Genomic DNA, 21999 nt, shown 5'->3' with positions numbered 1-21999 from the left:
CAAAGCAAAAAGATATAGCGGTCATGCGTTTCAAGGAAACGATGAAACGCTCCAGTCCCCCCTTGGTGGGCATCATATGCCTCCGACGCGGATCGTCGATTGCCGCTTGATCGTCGTGCCCGGCAGCGGCAGCGTCCGGAACAGGTTCCAGATCGGTAGGTTGCGCGCATCGTAGCTGACCGAGACGACGAACTGGCTGCCGTCGGCGGCGCTGTCCTGTGCGTTGACTGTCAGCTTGTTAGGATCGACGAACGGATAGCCGGAAACGTCGCGAGCGATAAAATCGGTAACCAGTGCCTGCCGCTCGGTCTGATTGAGACCGGCGATCGCTGTTCGCGCCGCATCGGCGGCGATCTGCTGCACGGAGTGGCTGGCGCCGAAATAGATTCCGTATGCAACCATACCGAGCAGAAGCAGGATGAAGATCGGCGCAAGCATGGCGAATTCGATCGCCGACGTGCCCGTGGCGTCTGCCCGGAAACAAGACCAAGAGACAAGGAATCTTCGGTTTTTCAGCATGGTGCGGAGAATGCCAAAACCTGCCTGCAAAAACAGAAAACGCATCGAACAACCGGCAGGTGTGCCAAGTTGAAAGCAAGCTATAAGTATTAGTTTTTGCTGTTTTAGCTGGATGACGCTCACTCTGCGTCAAGCAGGCAATGGTTGAAATAAGATATCGCTCTGTCTAGTGTCCTGCCACCAGCCGCCGGAAAAGATCGGCGGCACGCCTGAAACGGGCCGTTTCAACGGTTTCGGGGCGTCAACACTTAGAAAAGGCGCGGCTGAGGGGCTGCGCCGACAGGGAGAACTTCATGCTGAAAAACATGCTGAAGGCGACGGTGTTCGCCACCACCATGGCTCTGGCCACGGGCTCCTTTTACACGCCTGCTTTTGCCGAAGTGGTTTACAATCGCGGCAGCGCCGCGGAGCCGGAATCGGTCGATCCGCACAAGACCTCGACCGTCTACGAAGCCAACATCCTGCGCGACCTGTTCCAGGGGCTGGTGATGCAGGACGACAAAGCCAATCTCATCCCGGGCGCAGCCGAAAGCTGGACCGTCTCGGACGACGGCACCGTCTACACCTTCAAGCTGCGCAAGGACGGCGTGTGGTCGGACGGCACGCCGGTCACCGCTGAAGACTTCGTCTTTGCGTTCCACCGCCTTGAAGACCCGGCAACCGGCTCCGAATACGCCTCGATGCTCTATCCCGTGAAAGGCGCCGAGGATTTCAACACCAAGAAGGGCAAGGCCGAGGACATGGGTGTGAAGGCGGTCGACGCCAACACCCTCGAAGTCACTCTCAAGGCGCCGACACCCTACTTCCTGGAGATGCTGACCCACCAGGCGACCTATCCGGTCAACAAGGCTTCGATGGACGAGCTCGGCGCCGACTGGATCAAGCCAGGCAAACTCGTTTCCAACGGCGCTTATACGCTCACCGAATGGGTGCCCAACGACCATCTCAAGCTGGTCAAGAACCCCAAATTCTGGGATGCCGGCAGCGTCAAGATCGACACTGTCAACTATATCCCGACCGAGGACCGCTCCTCGGCCATGAAGCGCTTCGAGGCCGGCGAGCTCGACAGCTATGACGATCTGCCGACCGAGCAATTGGCCGACCTCAAGACCAAGTTCGGCGATCAGATCAAGGTCGGGCCGTATCTCGGCACCTACTACTATGCCATCAAGACCGACAAAGAGCCGTGGAACAATGTCGAGCTGCGCAACGCCATCTCGATGGCGATCGACCGCGACTTCCTGGCCGAGAAGGTGTGGCAGAACTCCATGCTGCCCGGCTATTCGATGGTGCCTCCGGGCATCGAGGGCTACACGCCGGCGATGGCCAAATACGCGGACATGTCGCAGATCGACCGCGAGGACGAGGCCAAGAAGATCCTGGAAAAGCTCGGCTACACGCCCGAGCATCCGCTGAAGATGGAAATCCGCTACAACACCTCGGAGAACCATAAGAACACGGCGGTCGCGATCCAGGAACAACTGAAGCCGCTCGGCGTCGAGGTGACCCTGCTCAACACCGACACCAAGACGCATTACGGCTTCCTCGAGCAGAAGGGCAATTACGACGTCGCCCGCGCCGCCTGGATCGCCGACTACAAGGATCCTGAGACCTTCCTCGGCATCTCGCGCAAGGCGAGCGGCAACAACTATTCGAACTATAACAGCCCGGCCTATGAGGCTGCCATGGACAAGGCGGCCGCAGCCGGCGGCAAGCCTGAGGAGCGCATGAAGGACCTCGCCGAGGCCGAGCGCATCCTCGTCGACGATGTCGGCCAGATTCCGCTGCTCTATTACAGCTACCACGACATCGTGTCCTCGAAGCTGCATGGCTTCACGGATAACGTGATGGACATTCATCCGTCCCGCTTCATCTCCAAGGACTGACATCAATCCTTGGCCGTACCGCCGCCCTTTTTCTTACGGGCGGCGGTCGCGGTCTGTCGTCGTGCCGGGCCGAAAGTCGGATTTGATTTCGTCGGGCCGGGTGCGAAGATCAGAGATGCCAGCGCGCCACGGATCTTCGACTGGAGAGCCTGTCGCCCTGGCTGAAGCGGGGCGCCGATGCTGCGTTATGTCTTTCGGCGGTTGTTGACCGCCATCCCTACGCTATTCGTCATCGTGACGGTGGCGTTCTTCCTGATTCGTGTCGCGCCTGGCGGCCCGTTCAACCAGGAGAGGGGCTTGAGCCCCGAGATCAGGGCCAATCTCGAAGCCCAGTTCGGCCTCAACGATCCGCTCTGGCTGCAATATGTCCACTATCTCGGCAATCTTTTGCGCGGCAATTTCGGCCCAAGCTACAATTTGCCGGACTTCACCGTCACCGAGCTCTTCGCCAAGGGCCTGCCGATCTCGATCCAGATCGGCACCTCGGCACTGTTGCTGGCGCTGCTGCTCGGTTCGGTCCTCGGCACGATCGCGGCGCTCAATCAGAACAAGCTGGCTGATTATTCGGTGATCGCGCTGGCCACCGCCGGCAGCACCATCCCGACCTTCGTCATCGCCCCGGTGATCCAGCTCGTCTTTGGGCTGTCCTGGAAGCTTTTGCCGATCGGCGGCTGGGGCGACGGCGCCTTCATCAACAAGGTCGGCCCGGTGCTGACGCTCGCCTTGCCGCAGATCGCCATCGTCGCCCGCCTGATGCGCGGCTCGATGATCGAAAGCCTGCGCTCACACCATATCCGCACCGCCCGCGCGCTCGGCCTGTCCGACTGGTCGGTGGTGGTCAAGCACGCGCTGCGCGGCGCCGTCCTGCCGATCGTCTCCTTCACCGGCCCGGCGGCGGCCGCGCTGTTGACCGGCTCGATCATCGTCGAGACCATCTTTTCCATTCCGGGTGTCGGCCGCTACTTCGTCGATGCAGCCCTCAACCGCGACTACACGCTGGTCATGGGCACCGTGGTGGTGATCGCGCTCTTCACCATCGTCTTCAACCTGATCGTCGATCTTCTCTACGCGGTGGTCGATCCGAGGGTGCGCTATGACTGATCTTGCCGTCGCCGTACCCGAGCCCATCGTCGGCCGCTCGCTCTGGGGCAATGCCTGGGCGCGCCTGAAGCGCAACCGCGCCGCGATGTTCAGCCTCTATTACCTGGCCTTCGTCGCCATCATCAGCATCTGCGGCCCATGGGTCGTGCCGCATGAATACACGACCATCTATGGTGATTACGTGCGCATGCCGCCGAGCATGTCGCCCTATCCGAAGCCCGACATGATCCAGGGCGCGCTCACCGACGCCATCAAGCGTATGCGCGTCGACATCAAGGAATGGCACCAGGACGGCAACCGCGTCATCGTCACCGTCACCTCGACCAAGCCGATCGACGACCGCAACATCCGCTATCTCGACCGCTCCGACGCCTTCGACGACACCAAGATCGAGAACAAGTCGGCCGATGGCCTCGAAGTGACGATGAGCTCGGCCGTGAAGCAGCAATATTTCTTCTTCGGCACCGACAACACCGGCCGCGACCTGCTCTCGCGCACGCTGATGGCCGGACGGATATCTTTAGCCATCGGCCTGCTTGCCGGCGTCGTCGCCGGCGTCATCGGCGTCATTTACGGCGCGACCGCGGGCTTTTCCGGCGGCAAGGTCGACGAGGTGATGATGCGCATCGTCGACGTGCTCTATTCCTTGCCCTTCATCTTCTTCGTCATCATGCTGGTGGTGTTCTTCGGCCGCAACTTCGTGCTGATGTTTTTGGCGGTCGGCGCGGTGCTGTGGCTCGACATGGCCCGCATCGTGCGCGGCCAGGCGCTGTCGATCCGCCGGCAGGAATATGTCCAGGCGGCCGAGGCCATGGGCGTCGGCCAGCGTGGCATCCTGTTGCGCCATGTCATCCCCAACCTGCTCGGCCCGGTGGTCATCTACATGACGCTGCTGGTGCCGCAGGTCATCATCCTGGAGAGCTTCCTCTCCTTCCTCGGTCTCGGCGTGCAGGAGCCGATGACCAGCTGGGGCGTGCTGATCTCGGTCGGCGCCAAGAACATCGGCTACGCCAACTGGCTGCTTCTATACCCGGCCTTCTTCCTCGTCTCGACGCTGTTCGCGCTGAATTTCGTCGGCGACGGCCTGCGCGACGCGCTCGACCCGAAAGATCGATAAAGATGGGGACCGCTGACATGGCTTCCGAAACGATCCTCAGCGTCAAGGACCTGCGCGTCCGTTTCCAGACACTCGACGGCACCGTCGAGGCGGTCAAAGGTATCAACATCAAGGTCAATGCCGGCGAGACGGTCGCCGTCGTCGGCGAATCCGGTTCCGGCAAGAGCCAGACGATGATGGCGGCGATGAGCCTGCTCTCCTCTAACGGCGATGCGACCGGCCAGGTCGACTATCGCGGCAAGAACCTTTTGACCATGTCGAAGAGCGAGCTCAACAAGGTGCGCGGCCGCAAGATCAGCATGATCTTCCAGGAGCCGATGACCTCGCTCGATCCCCTCTACACCATCGGCAACCAGCTGATGGAGCCGATCCGCCGGCATCGCGGGCTGTCCGCTGCCGCCGCGCGGGAAGAAGCACGGAAGCTGCTCAGGCTGGTGCACATCCCCGATCCCGAGCGGCGCATGAAATCCTATCCGCACGAAATGTCGGGCGGCCAGCGCCAGCGCGTCATGATCGCCATGGCCTTGGCCAACGATCCCGACATCCTGATCGCCGACGAGCCGACGACGGCGCTCGACGTCACCATCCAGGCGCAGATCCTCATGCTGCTCGCCGAATTGCAGCGCAAGCTCGGCATGGCCATCGTCTTCATCACTCACGACCTCGGCATCGTGCGCCGCTTCGCCGACCGCGTCTATGTCATGCGCCAGGGCGAGGTGGTGGAGGAGGGTGAGGCCGAAGCGCTCTTCGCCAATCCTCAGCATGCCTATACCAAGATGCTGCTCGCGGCCGAACCGACGGGCGCCAAAGCGGCGCCGCCCGCCAACTCGCCGGTGCTTCTGGAAGGTCGCAACGTCGAGGTCGTCTTCAAGATCGGCGGCGGCTTCCTTGGCGGCGAGCCGCTGATGCTGCGCGCGGTGGACAAGATCTCGATCCGGCTGAAGCGCAACCAGACGATCGGCATCGTCGGCGAGTCCGGTTCAGGCAAGTCGACGCTTGGTCGCGCGCTCCTCAGGCTCCTTCCGAGCGACGGCGTCATCCGTTTCGGCGACCGCGACATATCCGATGCCGACCGGCAGGCGATGCGGCCGCTGCGGCACGAATTGCAGCTTGTCTTCCAGGATCCGTTCGGGTCGCTGTCGCCGCGCATGACCATTGGCCAGGTGATCACCGAGGGCCTCTTGGTGCACGAACCCTCGTTGACCGGCAAACAGCGCGACCAGCGCGCCGTCGAAGCGCTGCGCGAGGTCGGCCTCGACCCCAATGCGCGCAACCGCTACCCGCATGAATTCTCAGGCGGACAGCGCCAGCGCATCGCCATTGCCCGCGCCATGATCCTGAAGCCGAAAGTGGTGGTGCTGGACGAGCCGACTTCGGCGCTCGATCGGTCGGTGCAGAAGCAGATCGTCGAATTACTGCGCGCGCTGCAGGCGCGCCACGAACTGTCCTACCTCTTCATCAGCCACGACCTCGCAGTGGTGCGCGCCATGGCCGACTACATCATCGTCATGAAGCAGGGAAAGATCGTCGAGGAAGGTCCGACGCAAGAAATCTTCGACAGCCCGCGCGAAGCCTATACGCAGACGCTGATGAACGCCGCGATCGATACGACAAAGTTCCGCATGAGCGCGTGAAGCCGGGCGAGCCCGATTGGGGCCAGCTCACTGGGCGGAGGGGCACCTTTGCTTTCGCATCGCGACGATCGCCTGCTGCTGTTGCTGCAAACGTTCGATCTTCGCCGTTTCGCGATTGGCAACCGCCGCCTTCACACGCTCGCCGCCGAGCAGCCAGTTCGGCACGCTTGTGTTGGCGACCTTGCCGCGGGCGATTGCGGTGCGCGAAATATCGGTGGCGGTGTCGCCGAGTTCGCTGTTGAGCTCCTGACAGCTCATCTTATCGTACTTGGCCGGATTGATTGACGCCACGGTCGATGAACAGCCCGCTGCGAACAGCAGGAGACCTGTCATCGCTAAAATGGCAGTCGGCGTGAACTTCATACTCTCAACCTTGTTTCGCCGGCCCGCAGTTCCGCGCATTCCGAAATCGGGGCTGGGGTTGCCATTTGGTCAAAGTGAGAACCTGTTGTCGAGCATTGTCGAATTATTCCTGGTTCCTAAGATCAGCCCCATCCGAACGACGGTGCCGACCGACCATAGTAAGCATTGGCATAATATGCCATGCTCTTATATCATCCCTGTTAAATTGGAGCAGATATCGCGATGCCGACGCGCAATGTTGTCCTGACGGAACACCTCGAAGAGGTGATCGATCGGTTGGTGAAAACCGGGCGCTATCAGAACGCCAGCGAGGTGTTGCGCGATGGCTTGCGGCTGGTCGAGCAGCGCGAGGCGAGGGAAGCCGCGAAGCTCACGGCACTCAAGGAAGCGACCGCCATCGGCTTCCACGACATCGAACAAGGTAGTTTCGAGGATATTACTGAAGACGGCCTCGAAAAATTCATGAGTGGCCTGGGACAATTGGCAAGCGCACGCGCGAAAAAAACCGGCTTGTAAGGCCATGGCCCTATACCGGCTTTCCGCGGCCGCGAAAGAAGACATCGTCCAGATACTCGCACACACGGAAGTCAATTTCGGCGAGATCGCGCGTTCCCGTTACGAACGGTTGCTGATCGCGGCGCTGCGCGACATAGCTACCGACCCCGAACGGCTGGGCAGCATCGCCCGGTCAGAGTTGGTAAACAAGACCCGCAGCTATCACCTGCGCTACAGTCGGGACCGCGCTCGGACCGAACATGGCATTGTCCTGCGACCTCGCCATTTCCTGCTCTACCGGATGACGCCTAATGTCATCGGAATTGGTCGCGTTCTTCACGACGCGATGGAACTACAGCGCCATCTGCCCACGAGTTATGGCGACGACTAGCGGCAGTCCTGATTCAGGCTGGTAGCAATTTCGGGAAAAGCCAAGTGCTTGTTTTTTCTGGTCGGAGTGGCAGGATTTGAACCTGCGACCCCCTCGTCCCGAACGAGGTGCGCTACCAGACTGCGCTACACTCCGTGACCAGACCGCGGGCTTATAGCCGCCGCCCTTCGATCCTGCAAGCGCCAATGGCAGCACTTCTGTCGCATTTCGTCGGCTTTTGCCGCTGGCACCTTGAACGTTGCGGCTGAGCACGTTGGTCCGCTGCGTCGAATGGGCAGCGGACCATTGCTTTTGGATTCGCCGATTAGCTTCCTTCTGGGTTCCGTCGCCCGCCTTGCTCAGGCGGCCGGCTGGCCGAGCACGCTCCAGTCGAACGCTTTCGCCCAGTCGGCGAATCTGTGCCAGCGCACCTCCGGGAACTCCCTGTGCAGGGCGGCGATATCGACATCGTAGCCGACCCGATCGAACCACTCGAACATCAGCGCCGTATCCTCGCTCTGCTGGCGGGCGACGGCGATCGGAATTTCCTGGTACCGGATCGGGCGGCCGATGGCCTGCGACAAAATTTTCGCCTGGTCCTCGCCCGACAATTCGTCGCCTGCAAAATCGAAGCGCTTGCCGAAGACGTTTTCGCGCCGCTCCGCAAGTGCGGCGACGAAGGCGCCGATATCGGCCAGCGCCACCAGCTGCAGCTGGCGCTTGGCGGGCACCGCGAAGGCATGCGTGCCCTGGCTCAACGCGCCGATCGACCACGGCGCGACGAAGTTCTCCATGAACGCCACCGGCGCGCTGATCGTATAAGGGATGCCGAGCCGCTCGATATGCTGCTCGACGCCGTACTTGCTTTCGAAATGCGGGATGCCGGTCTTCTTGTTCGCATCGGCGACGGACGAGTAGATCAGATGTCCGACGCCGGCGGCCTTCGCCGTGTCGGCGGCGAGGATGCCTTGGCGGGTTTCTTCTTCCACCCCGGCCTCGGCCACCGTGCCCATCAGGAACATCGTGTCGGTACCGCGCGCGGCCTTTGTGATCGAAGCCTTGTCGGAGAGATCGCCGGCCACGATTTCCGCGCCGGCTGCCGCCAGTTGCCGCGCTGCGTTGCTGTCCGGCGAGCGTGTCAACGCCTTCACCTTATGGCCCTTCGAAAGAAGGGCACGCGCGACCGCGCCGCCTTGCTGGCCCGTGGCGCCGGTCACCAGAATTTCTCTTTTGATCGTCATCTCATTTGCTCCTTGCTGTTGGTGGAGCAAAGTTAGGCATTGTCGAATTGATGCATAATTGCCTATAATTGAAAAACTTTGTCCCATGCGTGGATACAATGTTCGATCTCAACGATATTGTCGTATTCGCCCGCGTGGTCGAGGCTGGCAGCTTCACCGCTGCCGCGCGCTTGCTCGCCATGCCCAAGACGACGGTCAGCCGCCGTGTCGCCGCACTCGAGCGCGAGGTCGGGGTGCGCCTGTTGCAGCGCACGACGCGCAGCCTCAACATGACCGATGCCGGCCGTCTCTATTACGAGCGGAGCAGCCAGGCGCTGCGGGCGATCGAGGAGGCGAATCAGCAGCTTGCCGAGGCAAGGGCGGAACCGACAGGCACGATCCGCATTTCCGCTCCCGTCGGCTTCGGCGCCTATTTCCTCAACCGTGCCGTGGTCGAGTTCCTGGCGATGTATCCGAAGACCAAGGTCGAGTTGCGCCTTACGGACGACAAGCTCAACCTTGTCGAGGACGGTATCGATCTCGCTTTTCGCACCGGCGTTCTTCAGGATTCGACGCTGATCGCGCGCAAGCTCGGCTCGACGCATCGCCTGCTCTGCGCCAGTCCGGATTATCTCTTGCGCCATGGAACGCCTGAAATGCCGGCGGAGCTGGCTCATCATCACTGCGTCATTGCCGGTCCTTCGACTGTCGGTGCCCATTGGGTGCTGGAGGGGCCGGATGGCGAGGAGGCGGTCACCGTGGCGGGACGCTTTGCCGCCAACGAGATGCAGGCGGTGGTTGCCGCGGCAATCGCGGGCTACGGCATCGCCCAGATGCCGCACGCGATGGCGGACACGCTCATACGCGAGGGCCGGCTGCGCCGTGTTCTAGGAGATTACACCACGCCGGCCGGCGGCCTCTATGTGCTTTACCCGAGCAGCCGGCATCTTTCGCCGCTGGTCAAGGCGTTCATCGATCTGGCGGCCGAGCGGATTTCCAATCGGCTCAACAGCGGTTAAAGGCATGTCCGGCGGCCGCTTGCCCATCAACTCCGAGCACAGGACCTAATGAACCAGCGCATCGTTAGTTTCGTCATGAGCGGCGGTGTCGGCTCGCGGCTGTGGCCATTATCGCGCGAGGACAATCCCAAGCAGTTCCATGATTTTTCCGGCGACGGTTCGATGCTGGCAAAGACCTTGCGCCGGCTGGCGGCGCGGCCGAAGGGCGACACGCCGATCTTTCTCATTGCCTCCGAGCGCCATGCCGAGCGTGTGCATGCCGACCTTGCCGGTATCGATCTTGCCGGCGGGGGGCCGCTGTTCGAGCCGACCGGGCGCAACACGGCTGCCGCCGTGGCACTGGCCAGCCTGCGCGCGCTTTCCGAATTCGGCGATGAACTGGTGCTGGTGGTGCCGTCAGATCACGAGATATCGACAACTGGTCAGTTCTGGCAAAGCATCGAGGCGGGCGCGGCCGCGGCAAATGCCGGCCGTCTCGTGGTGTTCGGCCTCAAGCCTACTCAGCCCGAGACCGGCTACGGCTATATCGAGGTCGGAGCCGACAGGAACGGCGTTTTCGATGTCTCGCGCTTTGTCGAGAAACCCGATCTCGCCACCGCGCAGACCTATCTCGAGGCCGGCAGTTTCTACTGGAACACGGGCATCTTCCTGTTCCGGGCCGGTGCCATGCGCGACGCATTCGCCGCCTTCGAGCCAAGGATCTGGCAGGCGACCGAGGCCGCCTACAAGGCGTCAACCAGCGATCTTTCGGGCCTCTATATGCCGCTGGAACTCTATTCCGCGATCCCGTCGACCTCGATCGACTACGCCATCATGGAACGCGCGAAGGATATCGCCATGGTGCCCGCCGGTTTCCGCTGGAACGACCTCGGCTCCTGGCAGTCACTGCTCGATGTCGGACCGTCCGACAAGGACGGCAATGTCATCCTCGGCGATGTCGTCGCCATCGATTGCGAGAACTCCTATATCCGCGGCGACGGTCGCCTGCTGTCGGCGATCGGCATGAAGGACGTCGCCATCGTCTCCACAGCCGACGCCACCTTCGTCGCCCCGGTCAGCCACAGCCAGCACGTCAAGAAGATCGTCGAGCAGCTGGAGAAATCCGGCCGGCTGGAGACGAGGTTCACGCCGGCGCATGACCGCGTCATCGAGAGCGGCGCCTGGCGGCGGCGCGTGCGCCACTGGCTGTTCGAGGAGACGCTACCGCTGTGGTCGACGTGGGGCGTTGACGAGCACTATGGCGGGTTCCACGAGGCGCTCGGCTTCGATGCCGCGCCGTTGATGAAACCCAAGCGGATGCGCACGCAGGCGCGCCAGGTCTATGCCTTCGCGGTCGCCAAGGAGCGCGGCTGGGACGGTCCGGCGGACCGGCTGATCGCGCACGGCATCGACTTCATGGCGGGTCAGGGCCGCACCGACCGCGGCGGCTGGGTGCGCACGCTCAACATCGACGGCTCGGTGGCCGATCCGGTCGAGGACGCCTACGACCATTCCTGCGTGCTTCTGGCGCTGGCGCACGCTCATATGTCTGGTCATCCCGACGCCTTACGGCTGGGCGAGGAAACCTTCGCCTTCCTCGATGCCCATCTCGAGGACATGCGCATGACCGGCTTCCTCGAAACTTCGGACGGTGCAGGCGAGCGGCGCTCCAACCCGCATATGCATCTGCTCGAGGCCTTTCTCGCCTGGCACAAGGCGACGGGCGAGCGCGCCTATCTGCGCCGCGCGGCACGCATCATCGACCTCTTCCGCAGTCATTTCTTCGATCCCGAGAGCTGGACGCTCGGCGAATATTTCGATGAAGGCTGGAAGCCGGCGGCGGGCGAGAAGGGGACCTGGACCGAGCCCGGCCATCATTTCGAATGGGCCTCGCTGCTGGTCGATTTCGCCGCCCGCAGCGGCCAGGGCGAACTCACCGCGTTCGCCCGCAAGCTCTATGCCTCGGCCATTGCCAACGGCCTCAACCGCGCCACCGGCCTCGCCTATGGTGCCGTCTCGCGCCAAGGCCTGCCGCTCGACACGGTCTCGCGAAGCTGGCCGCAAGCCGAGGCGATCAAGGCGGCGATCGCGCTCGACGGCTCGGGCGGGCCGGACCTCAAGCCCGAGATCGAGGCGCGCGTCGGCCGCCTGTTCCGCTGGCACATCGACCCGGCGCCGCTCGGCCTGTGGATCGACCGCATCGACGAGCGCGGCCGCTCACTGGCGACGGAGGTGCCCGCCAGCATCTTCTACCATCTGGTCTATGCGTTGACTCAGTATCTGGACGGGACGGCGGGGATGGGGTGAGGGGTAGCGGGCGACGCTGAAGCTGCCGATCTCCCCCCTTGCGGGGGAGATGCCCGGCAGGGCAGAGGGGGGTGCTGTCCCGCCGACATCTCAGCATAGCCATGATCACCACCCATATCGGATGAACGGATCAGACCGGAGGTCAGCGATCCTTCACACCCCCCTCTGGCCTGCCGGCCGTCTCCCCCGCAAGGGGGGAGATCAGATGTCACGACCGCTTTCGCCAACCGCCAATCGCTCAGTAGGGCGCCGCGACATCCCCCGTCTCGACATAAACCGCCTTCAGCTGCGAGTAATGCGCCAGCGCCGCAAGCGAGTTCTCGCGGCCGATGCCGGACTGCTTGACGCCGCCGAAGGGCATTTCCACCGGCGTCAGATTATAGGCGTTGATCCAGCAGGTGCCGGCCTGCAACTCGGCGATCACGCGGTGCGCGCGCGACAGGTCGCGCGTGAACACGCCGGCCGCGAGCCCGAACTCGGTGTCGTTGGCGCGCTCGATCACCTCGTCCTCGCCGTCGAATTTGAGCACGCTCATCACCGGTCCGAAAATCTCCTCGCGCGCGATCCGCATCCCGTCAGTGACGCCGGTGAACACCGTCGGCTCGATGAAGAAGCCGCCCTCGAACCCCTGCAGCGACGGCACGTTGCCGCCGCAGGCGAGGCTCGCGCCGTCCTGCTGGCCGGCTTCGATGTAGGAGACGACCTTCTCCTGCTGCGCCTTGTTGACCAGCGGCCCCATCTGCGTTTCCGGATCGAGCGGATCGCCGATGCGGATTTTCTTAGTGCGCTCGACCAGCCGCTCGACGAAGCGGTCATGCAAGCCCTTCTGCACGAAGACGCGCGTGCCGTTGGAGCAGATCTGGCCGCTGGAGTAAAAGTTGCCGAGCATGGCGCCGCCGATGGCGTTTTCGAGATCGGCGTCGTCGAAGACGATGAGCGGCGACTTGCCGCCGAGTTCCATCGTCGCGTGCTTCATCTTCGAGCCGGCAAGCGACAGCACCTTGCGGCCGGTCGGCACCGAGCCGGTCACCGAGACTTTTGCCACGACATCGTGGCCGACGAGACCGGCGCCGACATCGCCATAGCCCTGCACGACGTTGAACAGGCCATCGGGCAAACCTGCTTCGCTGTAGATCTCGGCCAGCGCCAGGGCCGAAAGCGGCGTGTTCTCCGACGGCTTGAACACCATGGCATTGCCCATGGCTAAAGCCGGCGCCGACTTCCAGCCGGCGATCTGGATCGGATAGTTCCAGGCGCCGATGCCGACACAGACGCCGAGCGGCTCCCGCCGCGTGTAGGCGAAGGGTCCGCCGAGATCGATCATCTCGCCGTTGAAGGCGGCGACTGCGCCGGCGAAATATTCGAGGCAGTCGGCGGCCGAAGGCGCATCCGCCACCAATGTCTCCTGAATCGCCTTGCCCGTATCGAGCGTCTCGATGCGGGCGAGATCGGCATTGCGGGCGCGAAGAATGTCGGCGGCGCGGCGCAGGATGCGGCCGCGCTCGACCGGCTTCAGCCTTGCCCAGGCCGGCTGCGCGGCGCGTGCCGCTTCGATGGCGAGCTCCAGCACGTTCGGCGTCGCCGCATGCAGCGTGGCAATGGTCTCGCCAGTCGCCGGATAGATCACCGGCAGCGGCGCGCCGCCTTCATCCTCGATGTAGCGGCCGTTGACATAATGCGATGCCGTTGGCTGGGCGCGCATGGCTTTCTCCAGATCTGTTTGCCGAGCGGGCGATTTGTCCGACAATGCCCTATCGGTCCGCCACCTGCCAGCGCGGATTGATCCAGGGTTCCTGGTTGGATGGCGCCAGCGGCGAGCGGCCGAGGATGTGGTCGGAAGCCTTCTCGCCGGTCATGATCGAGGGCGCGTTGAGGTTGCCGTTGGTCACCCGCGGGAAGATCGAGGAGTCGGCGACGCGCAGGCCCTCGACACCGATCACCCGGCATTCCGGATCGACGACGGCGGTCGGATCGTCGGCGCGGCCCATCCTGCAGGTGCCGCAAGGATGGTAGGCGCTCTCTGCGTGGTCGCGGATGAAGGCGTCGAGCTCGTCGTCCGATTGCACGTGGCTGCCCGGCGAAATCTCCTTGCCGCGAAAGCCGTCGAAGGCCTTCTGGCCAAAAATCTCGCGCGTCAGCCGGATGCAGTGGCGGAACTCGCTCCAGTCGTCCGGATGCGACATATAGTTGAAGCGGATCACCGGCTTGGCGCGCGCGTCGGGCGAGCGCAGCGTCACCGAGCCGCGCGACTTCGAGCGCATCGGCCCGACATGCGCCTGGAAGCCATGCGACTTCGCCGCCGCCTTGCCGTCATAGCGCACCGCCGCGGGGATGAAGTGATACTGGATATCGGGATAGTCGACGCCGGCCTGCGAGCGCACGAAGGCCGCCGCCTCGAAATGGTTGGTGGCGCCAAGCCCGGTCTTGAAGAACAGCCACTGCGCGCCGATCAACGCCTTGGAGAACGGATTGAGCACCGAGTTCAGCGTGATCGGCTTGGTGGCTTCCTGCTGGATGTAGAGCTCCAGATGGTCCTGCAGGTTGGCGCCGACGCCCGGCCGGTCGGCGACCACTTGAATGCCGTTTTCCTTGAGATGCGCGCCGGGGCCGATGCCGGACAGCATCAGGATCTTCGGCGAATTGATCGACGATGCCGCGACGATCACCTCACGCCGCGCCTTAACGACCTGAATCTTTTTATCAGCTTCGATCTCGACGCCGACGGCGCGTTGATTCTCGATCACCACGCGCCGGGCGAAACCCTTGAGCAGGCTGACATTCTTGCGTTTGAGAGCCGGCCTGAGATAGGCATTAGCCGCCGACCAGCGGCGGCCGCCCAGAATGGTCTGCTCCATCGGCCCGAAGCCTTCCTGCTTCGCTCCATTATAGTCGTCGGTGAGTTCGAACCCGGCCTGGCGTCCCGCCTCGACGAAGGCGCCGTAGAGCGGATTTTTCCGCGTGCCGCGCTGCACATGCAGCGGCCCGCTTTTGCCCCGCCAGCCATCCTCGCCGCCGTCGGAATCTTCCATGCGCTTGAAATAGGGGAGCACGTCGGCAAAGCTCCAGCCGGCAGCGCCCTGTTCGGCCCAGTGGTCGAAGTCATGCGCGTGGCCGCGCACATAGACCATGCCGTTGATCGAGGAGGAGCCGCCGACCACCTTGCCGCGCGGGGTGGCAAGCACGCGGCCGCCAAGATGCGGCTCGGGCTCGCTGGCAAAACCCCAGTCGTAGAGGCTCATGTTGAGCGGGATCGACAGCGCGGACGGCATCTGGATCAGCGGCCCCATATCGGTGCCGCCGAACTCGATGACGATCACCGAGTGCTTGCCGTCTTCCGACAGCCGGTAGGCCATGGCCGAGCCGGCGGAGCCGGAGCCGATGATGACGAAATCCGCTTCAAGCATTGTTCATATGCGCCATAAAATCGGCGAGCGAGACATTGCCGCCGGTTGCAACCACGAGGACGGTTTTGTCCTTCACATCCACCTTGCCGCCGAGCAGCGCCGCCAGCGATGCCGCGCCCGAGGGCTCCAGCACCAGCTTCATGCGCTCGAACGCGATCTTCATTGCACGCCGCACCGAGGTATCGTCGACGGTGACGCCGCGGACGCCTGCGGCACTCACCGCCGCGAAGGGCGCGTTGCCGGGCTTGCGCGCCATCAGGCCGTCGCAGATCGATTTCGGTCCGATCGGCATCGTCTCGATGGCGCCATGCGCCAGAGACGAGCCCATGCCGTTGAAACCCTCCGGTTCGACGGCGATGATCTTGGTCTTTGGCGACAGATAGTGGAAGGCGAGCGAGACGCCGCCGATCAGCCCGCCGCCGCCGACCGAGCAGAACACCAGGTCGGCATGCGCCTTCTTCGCTGCCAGTTGGTCGAGCGCTTCCAGCCCGGCGCCGGCCTGGCCGGCGACGATCTCGGGATCGTCGAAGGGATGGAGCAGGGTGATTTGCTCGGTCTCGGCGATCTCGCGCGCCTTGGCGGCGGCGACCTCCTCACGGGCGCGATCGCCATGATCGGTCAGCACCACCCGCGCGCCGTAACCGGCGGTGGCATCGCGCTTGGCGGCTGGCGCGTCGATCGGCATGACGATGGTGACTGGAATACCCAGCGCCTGGCCCGCGGCGGCGAGGCCTTGCGCGAAATTGCCGGAGGAATAGGCCACCACGCCCTTTTTCGCGTCATCCGGCGACAGCCGGTTCAGCCGCCAATAGGCGCCGCGCACCTTGAAGGATCCGGCCCATTGCAGCGACTCCGGCTTGACGAAGACGCGCGCAGCACCGGTCTCCCGGGCGAGCGCCGCCGACTCCAGCAGTGGCGTCACCTGCGTGGCCGTCGAGGTGACGGCATAGGCCTGTTTCAGGTGATCGAGGGTAGGAACAAGAACGTCTGCCATCATTCGCCTCTCGGATACCGTTTGCTCTCTTCGAGATTGTCGAGGTTCATGTGGTTGCGCATGTAGCGCTCCGACGCCTTCTGCAGTGGCTGAAAATCCCACGGGTAGTAGGCGCCGTTGCGCAGCGCCCGGTAGACGACCCAGCGGCGAGCCTGGCTCTCGCGCACGGCGGCGTCGAGAGCCGCCATGTCCCAGCGTGCCCTGACCTTGCCTATGAACCTCGCGACCAAAGCAGCGTTCGCCGGGTCGTCGGCGAGGTTGTCGCGCTCGAGCGGATCTGCTTCGAGATCGAACAGCTGTGGCGGGTCGAGTTCGCAATGGACGAATTTGTATTTGCCGTCGCGGATCGCGACCAGCGGTGCATACGAGCCTTCGGCTGCATACTCGATCAACACCGGCGCGGTGCGCGCCTTGCCGTCGAGCAACGGCAGCAGCGACTGGCCGTCCGTCCACGGCGCGATCGCCGCGATGTCGATGCCGGCGAGATCGCACAGCGTCGGCGTCACATCGAGATTGGAAACCGGTGCCTCGATGAGGCCTGTCGGCATGCCCTTGCCCGCGATCATCAGCGGCACGCGCACGGAACCCTCGAAGAAGCTCATCTTGAACCACAGACCCCGCTCGCCGAGCATGTCGCCATGATCCGAACAGAACAGGATGACCGTGTCGTCGAGCATGCGCGTGCGCCCGAGAACGTCCAGCAACTCGCCGAGCTTGTCGTCGACATAGGAAATGTTGGCGAAATAGCCGCGCCGCGAACGGCGCACCTGTTCAGGCGTGATCTCGAAGGATTGATAGTCGCTGGCGTGGTAGAGCCGTTGCGAATGCGTGTCCTGCTCGTCATGCGCAATGAACCCGGTCTCCGGGTCCAGCGCCTGGCAGTGCTCATAGAGGTCCCAATACTGCTTGCGCGCGACATAGGGGTCGTGCGGGTGTGACAGCGAGACGGTGAGGCACCAGGGCCGCCGGCTCGCGTCGTCCTGTTCGCGGGACAGCTGGTAGAGCTTCTGCGTGGCCAGGAACACGACCTCGTCGTCATACTCCATCTGGTTGGTGGTCTCGGCGACGCCGGCGCCGGTGACCGAACCCAGATTGTGGTACCACCAGTCGATGCGCTCGCCAGGCTTGCGATAGTCCGGCGTCCAGCCGAAATCGGCGGGATAGATGTCGGTGGTCAGTCGCTCCTCGAAACCGTGCAACTGGTCCGGTCCGACGAAATGCATCTTGCCGGACAGGCAGGTGTAGTAGCCGGCGCCGCGCAGGTGATGGGCGAAGGTCGGGATCGAGGAAACGAACTCGGCGGCGTTGTCATAGACTCCCGTTCGCGACGGCAACTGACCGCTCATGAAGGAAGCCCGGCCGGGCGCGCAGAGCGGCGAGGCTGTGTAGTTGTTGGCAAAGCGCGCCGAGCGGGCGGCGAGCGCCTTCAGATGCGGCGTATGCAGGAAGTCGGCTGGTCCATCGGGGAACAGCGTGCCGTTGAGCTGATCGACCATGACGATCAGGAAATTGGGTCGCCGGGTGGTCAAGGCAGGCTCCGTCCATTGAGCTTGGTTTCGAGATAATCCTCGACGAGCGCGATCGCGGTCTGCGCGTCGGGCACCCCGTCCTTCAGCGCACGGCGGATATAGAGCCCGTCGATAAGCGCCGCGGTCGCCTCCGCGACGCGGTCGGCCTGGGTCTTCGGCAGGATACCGGTCAGGCCGCTCATCAGGTTGGAATGCAGCCGCCGCGCATAGATGCGCAGCAGCCGCCGCAGGTCGGAGGACTTCTGCGCTTCGACATAGAAGGCGAGCCAGGCGGCGATGATCTGAGGCTGGAACTGGGCGTCGGAGAAGCTGACGGCAACGACGGCCGAGACGCGCTGGCGCGGCGTGATGGCAAGGCCGAACGCGCGCCTTGTGTCGGTGTTGAGCTCGGCCAGGATGTGCCGCATCGTCGCGAACAGCAGCTCGTCCTTGGCGCCGAAATAGTGATGCGCCAATGCCGACGACACGCCGGCGCGGCCGGCGATCTCCGACATCGTCACGTCCAGCGATCCGCGCTCGCCGATCGCCGAGATCGTCGCGTCGATCAGCGCCCTGCGGCGCACTGGCTCCATTCCGATTTTCGGCATTTTGGGGATCCGGTTTGACGGCAGATTATTTTTTATTGACGCATCAATCAACAAAAAATCGACACCCGGATCAACCGATCCTGTGGCTCTGGCCCATGCCATGGGCTGGAAAACGGTTCACTGTTGAACAATATTGAATCGCGAGCCGCGACCAAGACGTGCTAGCGTGTGTCGAGGTTCAGGTCAGGCCGCGCCGAGAGTGGCAATTTTCGAGAACCGGAGCGGAGCGTACTTCAGTACGTGAGCACCGGAAGCGCAGGAAAGCGCCATTCGCAGGCCGGCATCACCTGAAGATCAACATACGCTAGGCTCGGCGGCAAATGGAGGCTGTTATGACCGCATGCATCGTCGGCTGGGCGCATTCGCGCTTCGGCAAGCTCGAAGGCGAGACGCTGGAGGGCTTGATCACCAAGGTTGCCGTCGAGGCGCTCGACCATGCCGGCATCGGTCCGGACGATGTCGACGAGATCGTGCTCGGCCATTTCAACGCCGGCTTCTCGCCGCAGGATTTCACCGCGAGCCTCGTGCTGCAGGCCGATGACCGGCTGCGCTTCAAGCCGGCGACGCGCGTCGAGAACGCCTGCGCCACCGGCTCGGCTGCCGTCAGGCAAGGCATCCGCGCCATCGATGCCAACGCCGCCCGCATCGTGCTGGTGGTCGGCGCCGAGCAGATGACGACCACGCCCGGTCCTGAGATCGGCAAGAACCTGCTCAAGGCGTCTTATCTGCCCGAGGATGGCGACACGCCGGCCGGCTTTGCCGGCGTCTTCGGCAAGATCGCGCAGGCCTATTTCCAGCGCTATGGCGACCAGTCCGACGCGCTCGCCATGATCGCCGCCAAGAACCACAAGAACGGCGTCGACAATCCCTATGCCCAGCTGCGCAAGGATTTCGGCTACGAGTTCTGCCGCCAGGAAAGCGAGAAGAACCCGTTCGTCGCCGGTCCGCTGAAGCGCACCGATTGCTCGCTGGTCTCGGATGGCGCCGCCGCACTTGTGCTCACCGACACCGCGACTGCGCTGAAGATGCGCCGTGCCGTCACCTTCCGCGCCAACGAGCATGTCCAGGATTTTCTGCCGATGTCGAAGCGCGACATCCTTTCCTTCGAAGGCTGCGAGCGCGCCTGGGAGCAAGCGCTGAAAAAGGCCGGCGTGACGCTCGACGATCTTTCCTTCGTCGAGACGCATGACTGCTTCACCATTGCCGAATTGATCGAATATGAGGCGATGGGTCTGGCCAAGCCCGGCGAGGGCGCCAGGCTGGCATTGGATGGCACGACGGCCAAGGACGGCCGCCTGCCGGTCAATCCGTCCGGCGGCCTGAAGGCCAAGGGTCACCCGATCGGCGCTACCGGCGTCTCGATGCATGTGCTCACCGCCATGCAGTTGACCGGCGAAGCCGGCGGCATCCAGGTGCCAGGCGCAAAGCTCGGCGGCATCTTCAACATGGGTGGCGCGGCGGTAGCCAATTACGTTTCCATTCTCGACAGGATTCGCTAGAAGCGGCCCGCATTTAAAGCGGCGCACGCTTGGGCGCGCGCGTGCGGGGAGGCAGCATGACAAATCCGGTTCTGGTCGAAGTCACACGCGGCGCGGTGGTCGAAAGCGCGCACCGCGGCGCCGTTTCCGTCTTCGACGCCGACGGCAAGCCTGTCCTTGAGATCGGCGATGCGGATCGCCCGGTATTCCCACGCTCCGCGGTGAAGGCAATCCAGGCGCTGCCGCTGGTCGAATCGGGGGCTGCCGAGGCCTATGGCTTCGGCAATCGCGAACTGGCGCTGGCCTGCGCCTCGCATTCGGGCGAGCCGGCGCATGTCGAATTGGCCACGGCGATGCTCGCCAAGGCGGGGCTCGACAGAAAAGCACTGGAATGCGGCGCGCACTGGCCCTCGAGCCACGATGCGACCATCGCGCTCGCCCGCGCCGGCGGCGTGCCCAACGCTTTCCACAACAACTGCTCCGGCAAGCATTCCGGCTTCCTTTGCACCTGCGTCCACGCCGGCATTTCCCACGGTGGCTATGTCAAGGCCGGCCATGCGCTGCAGGAGATGGTGCGTGATGCGATGCAATCCGTGACAGGCGCGGCACATGACGTCGACCATTGCGGCACCGACGGTTGCTCGATCCCCACCTATGCCGTGCCGTTGAAGAGCTTCGCGCGGGGCTTTGCCCGCATGGCGACGGGCAGGGGCTTTTCGCCCGAACGCGCCAAGGCGGCGAAGCGGCTGCTTTCGGCCTGCATGGCCGAACCGTTTCTCGTCGCCGGCACCGGCAAGGCCGATGTCGCGCTGATGCAGGCCGCGCCCGGCCGCATCTTCGTCAAGACCGGCGCAGAAGGCGTCTATTGCGCGGCATTGCCCGGACTTGGCCTCGGCATCGCCTTGAAATGCGATGACGGCGCCGGCAGGGCGGCGGAGGTGATGATCGCCGCGGTGCTGGCAAAGCTGCTGCGCGGCGATGAGGCGCTTGCGGCAAAGCTTACCGAACTTGCCCGTCCCGCAATCGAAAGCCGCGTCGGCGCCAAGGTCGGCTTGCTGCGGCCGACGGCGGCGCTCAACTAGCGCGACGGCTCACCGACGCGCATCTGCCGTGCGGGTGAACCAAGACAAAAGATTGTGTGCTAATCTCCCCACCATTGAACAGACGGTGGGTAGCCATGCTGGAAGCGGACAAGGTGTTTGCCGGGTCGATCCCGGAAAACTACGATCGCCATATGGTGCCGTTGATTTTCGAGGCCTATGCCACGGAGACCGCACGGCGGGTGGCGTCTTTATCACCCGTCGCCGTCTTGGAAACAGCCGCGGGCACCGGGGCCGTCACCCGCGCCCTGGCGCCGAAACTCTCTCCGGGCGCGAGCTACACGGTAACCGACCTCAACCAGCCGATGCTCGACTATGCGGCTTCGCGCCAGGGTCCCGACAGCCGCATAACATGGCGCCAAGCTGATGCCCTGAAGCTGCCATTCGCCGATGGCGCCTTCGACCTCGTCTGCTGTCAGTTCGGCGCAATGTTCTTTCCCGACCGCTCCGCTGCCTATCGCGAGGCAAAGCGGGTCCTGAGGCCCGGCGGACATTTCCTGTTCAGCGTCTGGGATCGCATCGAGGAGAATATATTCGCCGACGACGTGACGAATGCTCTCGCCAGCATTTTCCCGCGCGATCCGCCGCGTTTCCTGGCGCGCACGCCGCATGGCTACCACGACAAGGCGCTGATCCGCAGCGATCTAGAGGTCGCCGGGTTCGCCGATGTGGCCATCGAGACGAGAGCCGAGCAGAGCCGCGCATCCTCGCCGCGTGTTCCAGCCGTTGCCTATTGTCAGGGAACCCTGCTTCGCAACGAGATCGAGGCCCGGGATCCGGAAAAGCTTGAAGCCGCAACCGACTACGCCGAATCCGTGATCGCCGACAGACATGGCAGCGGCGAGGTTGCCGCCAAGATCCAGGCACACATTATCGTGGCTGCGGCCTAGAGCGTTT

Annotated in this window: 19 protein-coding genes and 1 tRNA gene; 11 read left to right on the top strand and 9 right to left on the bottom strand. The window is 63.6% G+C overall.

Annotated features, from left to right (window positions below; translation table 11 throughout):
* Positions 1–72: 72 nt before the first annotated feature.
* Positions 73–642 (bottom strand): TadE/TadG family type IV pilus assembly protein, encoded by a 570-nt coding sequence (locus RFM98_RS04200; protein WP_320307658.1) that lies wholly within the window; start codon positions 640–642, stop codon positions 73–75.
* Between the two features lie 170 nt (positions 643–812).
* Between RFM98_RS04200 and RFM98_RS04195 the strand changes: the two genes are divergently transcribed.
* The 4 genes from RFM98_RS04195 (at position 813) to RFM98_RS04180 (ending at position 6257) form a co-directional block, all read left to right on the top strand.
* The gene (locus tag RFM98_RS04195; RefSeq protein WP_320307657.1) at positions 813–2405 is read left to right on the top strand and encodes a peptide ABC transporter substrate-binding protein; all 1593 of its coding nucleotides are present in this window, start codon (positions 813–815) and stop codon (positions 2403–2405) included.
* A 177-nt stretch (positions 2406–2582) separates the two neighbouring features.
* A complete protein-coding gene (locus RFM98_RS04190) occupies positions 2583–3506 on the top strand; it encodes an ABC transporter permease subunit (RefSeq protein WP_320307656.1) in 924 nt (307 codons plus the stop codon).
* Entirely contained in the window at positions 3499–4623 is a 1125-nt protein-coding gene (locus RFM98_RS04185) for an ABC transporter permease (RefSeq protein ID WP_320307655.1), read from the top strand. Before RFM98_RS04190 ends, RFM98_RS04185 begins: the two co-directional genes overlap by 8 nt.
* 17 nt (positions 4624–4640) lie before the next feature.
* Complete coding sequence (locus RFM98_RS04180) at positions 4641–6257, top strand: ABC transporter ATP-binding protein (protein WP_320307654.1); 1617 nt, start codon at positions 4641–4643, stop codon at positions 6255–6257.
* Between the two features lie 27 nt (positions 6258–6284).
* Here RFM98_RS04180 and RFM98_RS04175 read toward each other — a convergent pair whose 3' ends face one another.
* A complete protein-coding gene (locus RFM98_RS04175) occupies positions 6285–6620 on the bottom strand; it encodes a hypothetical protein (RefSeq protein ID WP_320307653.1) in 336 nt (111 codons plus the stop codon).
* A 222-nt stretch (positions 6621–6842) separates the two neighbouring features.
* On the opposite strand from RFM98_RS04175, the gene RFM98_RS04170 reads away from it, so the two are divergent.
* Together RFM98_RS04170 and RFM98_RS04165 are read left to right on the top strand one after the other, a co-directional pair.
* On the top strand, positions 6843–7136 hold the full coding sequence (locus tag RFM98_RS04170) for a type II toxin-antitoxin system ParD family antitoxin (RefSeq protein ID WP_320307652.1): 294 nt from the start codon (positions 6843–6845) through the stop codon (positions 7134–7136).
* A gap of 4 nt (positions 7137–7140) precedes the next feature.
* Positions 7141–7506: a type II toxin-antitoxin system RelE/ParE family toxin gene (locus RFM98_RS04165; protein WP_320307651.1), complete on the top strand. Its 366-nt coding sequence runs from the start codon at positions 7141–7143 to the stop codon at positions 7504–7506.
* 58 nt (positions 7507–7564) lie between these two features.
* Here RFM98_RS04165 and RFM98_RS04160 read toward each other — a convergent pair.
* Positions 7565–7641 (bottom strand) — tRNA-Pro (locus tag RFM98_RS04160).
* Positions 7642–7844: 203 nt separating this feature from the next.
* Positions 7845–8726, bottom strand: a complete 882-nt coding sequence (locus RFM98_RS04155; protein WP_320307650.1) for an NmrA/HSCARG family protein — start codon at positions 8724–8726, stop codon at positions 7845–7847.
* Positions 8727–8824: 98 nt separating this feature from the next.
* Between RFM98_RS04155 and RFM98_RS04150 the strand changes: the two genes are divergently transcribed.
* The gene (locus tag RFM98_RS04150) at positions 8825–9724 is read left to right on the top strand and encodes a LysR family transcriptional regulator (RefSeq protein WP_320307649.1); all 900 of its coding nucleotides are present in this window, start codon (positions 8825–8827) and stop codon (positions 9722–9724) included.
* 48 nt (positions 9725–9772) lie between these two features.
* Positions 9773–12010: an AGE family epimerase/isomerase gene (locus RFM98_RS04145; protein WP_320307648.1), complete on the top strand. Its 2238-nt coding sequence runs from the start codon at positions 9773–9775 to the stop codon at positions 12008–12010.
* A 238-nt stretch (positions 12011–12248) separates the two neighbouring features.
* Here the strand turns inward: RFM98_RS04145 and betB are convergent, their stop codons facing one another.
* The 5 genes from betB to betI are packed head-to-tail and all read right to left on the bottom strand — an operon-like array spanning position 12249 to position 18524.
* Entirely contained in the window at positions 12249–13712 is a 1464-nt protein-coding gene (gene betB, locus RFM98_RS04140) for a betaine-aldehyde dehydrogenase (protein WP_320307647.1), read from the bottom strand.
* 49 nt (positions 13713–13761) lie between these two features.
* On the bottom strand, positions 13762–15414 hold the full coding sequence (gene betA, locus RFM98_RS04135; RefSeq protein WP_320307646.1) for a choline dehydrogenase: 1653 nt from the start codon (positions 15412–15414) through the stop codon (positions 13762–13764).
* Complete coding sequence (locus RFM98_RS04130; RefSeq protein ID WP_320307645.1) at positions 15407–16411, bottom strand: threonine/serine dehydratase family protein; 1005 nt, start codon at positions 16409–16411, stop codon at positions 15407–15409. Before RFM98_RS04130 ends, betA begins: the two co-directional genes overlap by 8 nt.
* Positions 16408–17937: a choline-sulfatase gene (gene betC / locus RFM98_RS04125; protein WP_320307644.1), complete on the bottom strand. Its 1530-nt coding sequence runs from the start codon at positions 17935–17937 to the stop codon at positions 16408–16410. Before betC ends, RFM98_RS04130 begins: the two co-directional genes overlap by 4 nt.
* A complete protein-coding gene (gene betI / locus RFM98_RS04120) occupies positions 17934–18524 on the bottom strand; it encodes a choline-binding transcriptional repressor BetI (RefSeq protein WP_320307643.1) in 591 nt (196 codons plus the stop codon). The genes betC and betI overlap by 4 nt, the downstream gene beginning before the upstream one ends.
* Positions 18525–18856: 332 nt before the next feature.
* Between betI and RFM98_RS04115 the strand changes: the two genes are divergently transcribed.
* The 3 genes from RFM98_RS04115 (at position 18857) to RFM98_RS04105 (ending at position 21992) form a co-directional block, all read left to right on the top strand.
* Positions 18857–20023: an acetyl-CoA acetyltransferase gene (locus RFM98_RS04115; protein ID WP_320307642.1), complete on the top strand. Its 1167-nt coding sequence runs from the start codon at positions 18857–18859 to the stop codon at positions 20021–20023.
* 56 nt (positions 20024–20079) lie between these two features.
* Positions 20080–21084 carry an asparaginase gene (locus RFM98_RS04110; protein ID WP_320307641.1) on the top strand — a complete coding sequence of 335 codons (1005 nt, stop codon included), beginning with the start codon at positions 20080–20082 and terminating at the stop codon, positions 21082–21084.
* 95 nt (positions 21085–21179) lie between these two features.
* Positions 21180–21992, top strand: a complete 813-nt coding sequence (locus RFM98_RS04105) for a class I SAM-dependent methyltransferase (protein ID WP_320307640.1) — start codon at positions 21180–21182, stop codon at positions 21990–21992.
* Positions 21993–21999: the final 7 nt, after the last annotated feature.

The organism is Mesorhizobium australafricanum, from assembly GCF_033977265.1.
GTDB classification, from domain to species: Bacteria; Pseudomonadota; Alphaproteobacteria; order Rhizobiales; family Rhizobiaceae; genus Mesorhizobium; species Mesorhizobium australafricanum.
Note: the sequence above shows the minus strand (reverse complement) of the source record. Positions and strands in the feature narration are given on the sequence as shown.

What these genes read in the sequence shown, in the direction of transcription:
- RFM98_RS04130 (WP_320307645.1), bottom strand. Translation starts at nt 16,411, where the DNA reads ATGATGGCAGACGTTCTTGTTCCTACCCTCGATCACCTGAAACAGGCC.
- RFM98_RS04185 (WP_320307655.1), top strand. Translation starts at nt 3,499, where the DNA reads ATGACTGATCTTGCCGTCGCCGTACCCGAGCCCATCGTCGGCCGCTCG.
- RFM98_RS04180 (WP_320307654.1), top strand. Translation starts at nt 4,641, where the DNA reads ATGGCTTCCGAAACGATCCTCAGCGTCAAGGACCTGCGCGTCCGTTTC.
- RFM98_RS04150 (WP_320307649.1), top strand. Translation starts at nt 8,825, where the DNA reads ATGTTCGATCTCAACGATATTGTCGTATTCGCCCGCGTGGTCGAGGCT.
- RFM98_RS04115 (WP_320307642.1), top strand. Translation starts at nt 18,857, where the DNA reads ATGACCGCATGCATCGTCGGCTGGGCGCATTCGCGCTTCGGCAAGCTC.
- RFM98_RS04155 (WP_320307650.1), bottom strand. Translation starts at nt 8,726, where the DNA reads ATGACGATCAAAAGAGAAATTCTGGTGACCGGCGCCACGGGCCAGCAA.
- betI (WP_320307643.1), bottom strand. Translation starts at nt 18,524, where the DNA reads ATGCCGAAAATCGGAATGGAGCCAGTGCGCCGCAGGGCGCTGATCGAC.
- RFM98_RS04165 (WP_320307651.1), top strand. Translation starts at nt 7,141, where the DNA reads ATGGCCCTATACCGGCTTTCCGCGGCCGCGAAAGAAGACATCGTCCAG.
- RFM98_RS04145 (WP_320307648.1), top strand. Translation starts at nt 9,773, where the DNA reads ATGAACCAGCGCATCGTTAGTTTCGTCATGAGCGGCGGTGTCGGCTCG.
- RFM98_RS04190 (WP_320307656.1), top strand. Translation starts at nt 2,583, where the DNA reads ATGCTGCGTTATGTCTTTCGGCGGTTGTTGACCGCCATCCCTACGCTA.
- betA (WP_320307646.1), bottom strand. Translation starts at nt 15,414, where the DNA reads ATGCTTGAAGCGGATTTCGTCATCATCGGCTCCGGCTCCGCCGGCTCG.
- RFM98_RS04170 (WP_320307652.1), top strand. Translation starts at nt 6,843, where the DNA reads ATGCCGACGCGCAATGTTGTCCTGACGGAACACCTCGAAGAGGTGATC.
- betB (WP_320307647.1), bottom strand. Translation starts at nt 13,712, where the DNA reads ATGCGCGCCCAGCCAACGGCATCGCATTATGTCAACGGCCGCTACATC.
- RFM98_RS04110 (WP_320307641.1), top strand. Translation starts at nt 20,080, where the DNA reads ATGACAAATCCGGTTCTGGTCGAAGTCACACGCGGCGCGGTGGTCGAA.
- RFM98_RS04195 (WP_320307657.1), top strand. Translation starts at nt 813, where the DNA reads ATGCTGAAAAACATGCTGAAGGCGACGGTGTTCGCCACCACCATGGCT.
- RFM98_RS04175 (WP_320307653.1), bottom strand. Translation starts at nt 6,620, where the DNA reads ATGAAGTTCACGCCGACTGCCATTTTAGCGATGACAGGTCTCCTGCTG.
- RFM98_RS04105 (WP_320307640.1), top strand. Translation starts at nt 21,180, where the DNA reads ATGCTGGAAGCGGACAAGGTGTTTGCCGGGTCGATCCCGGAAAACTAC.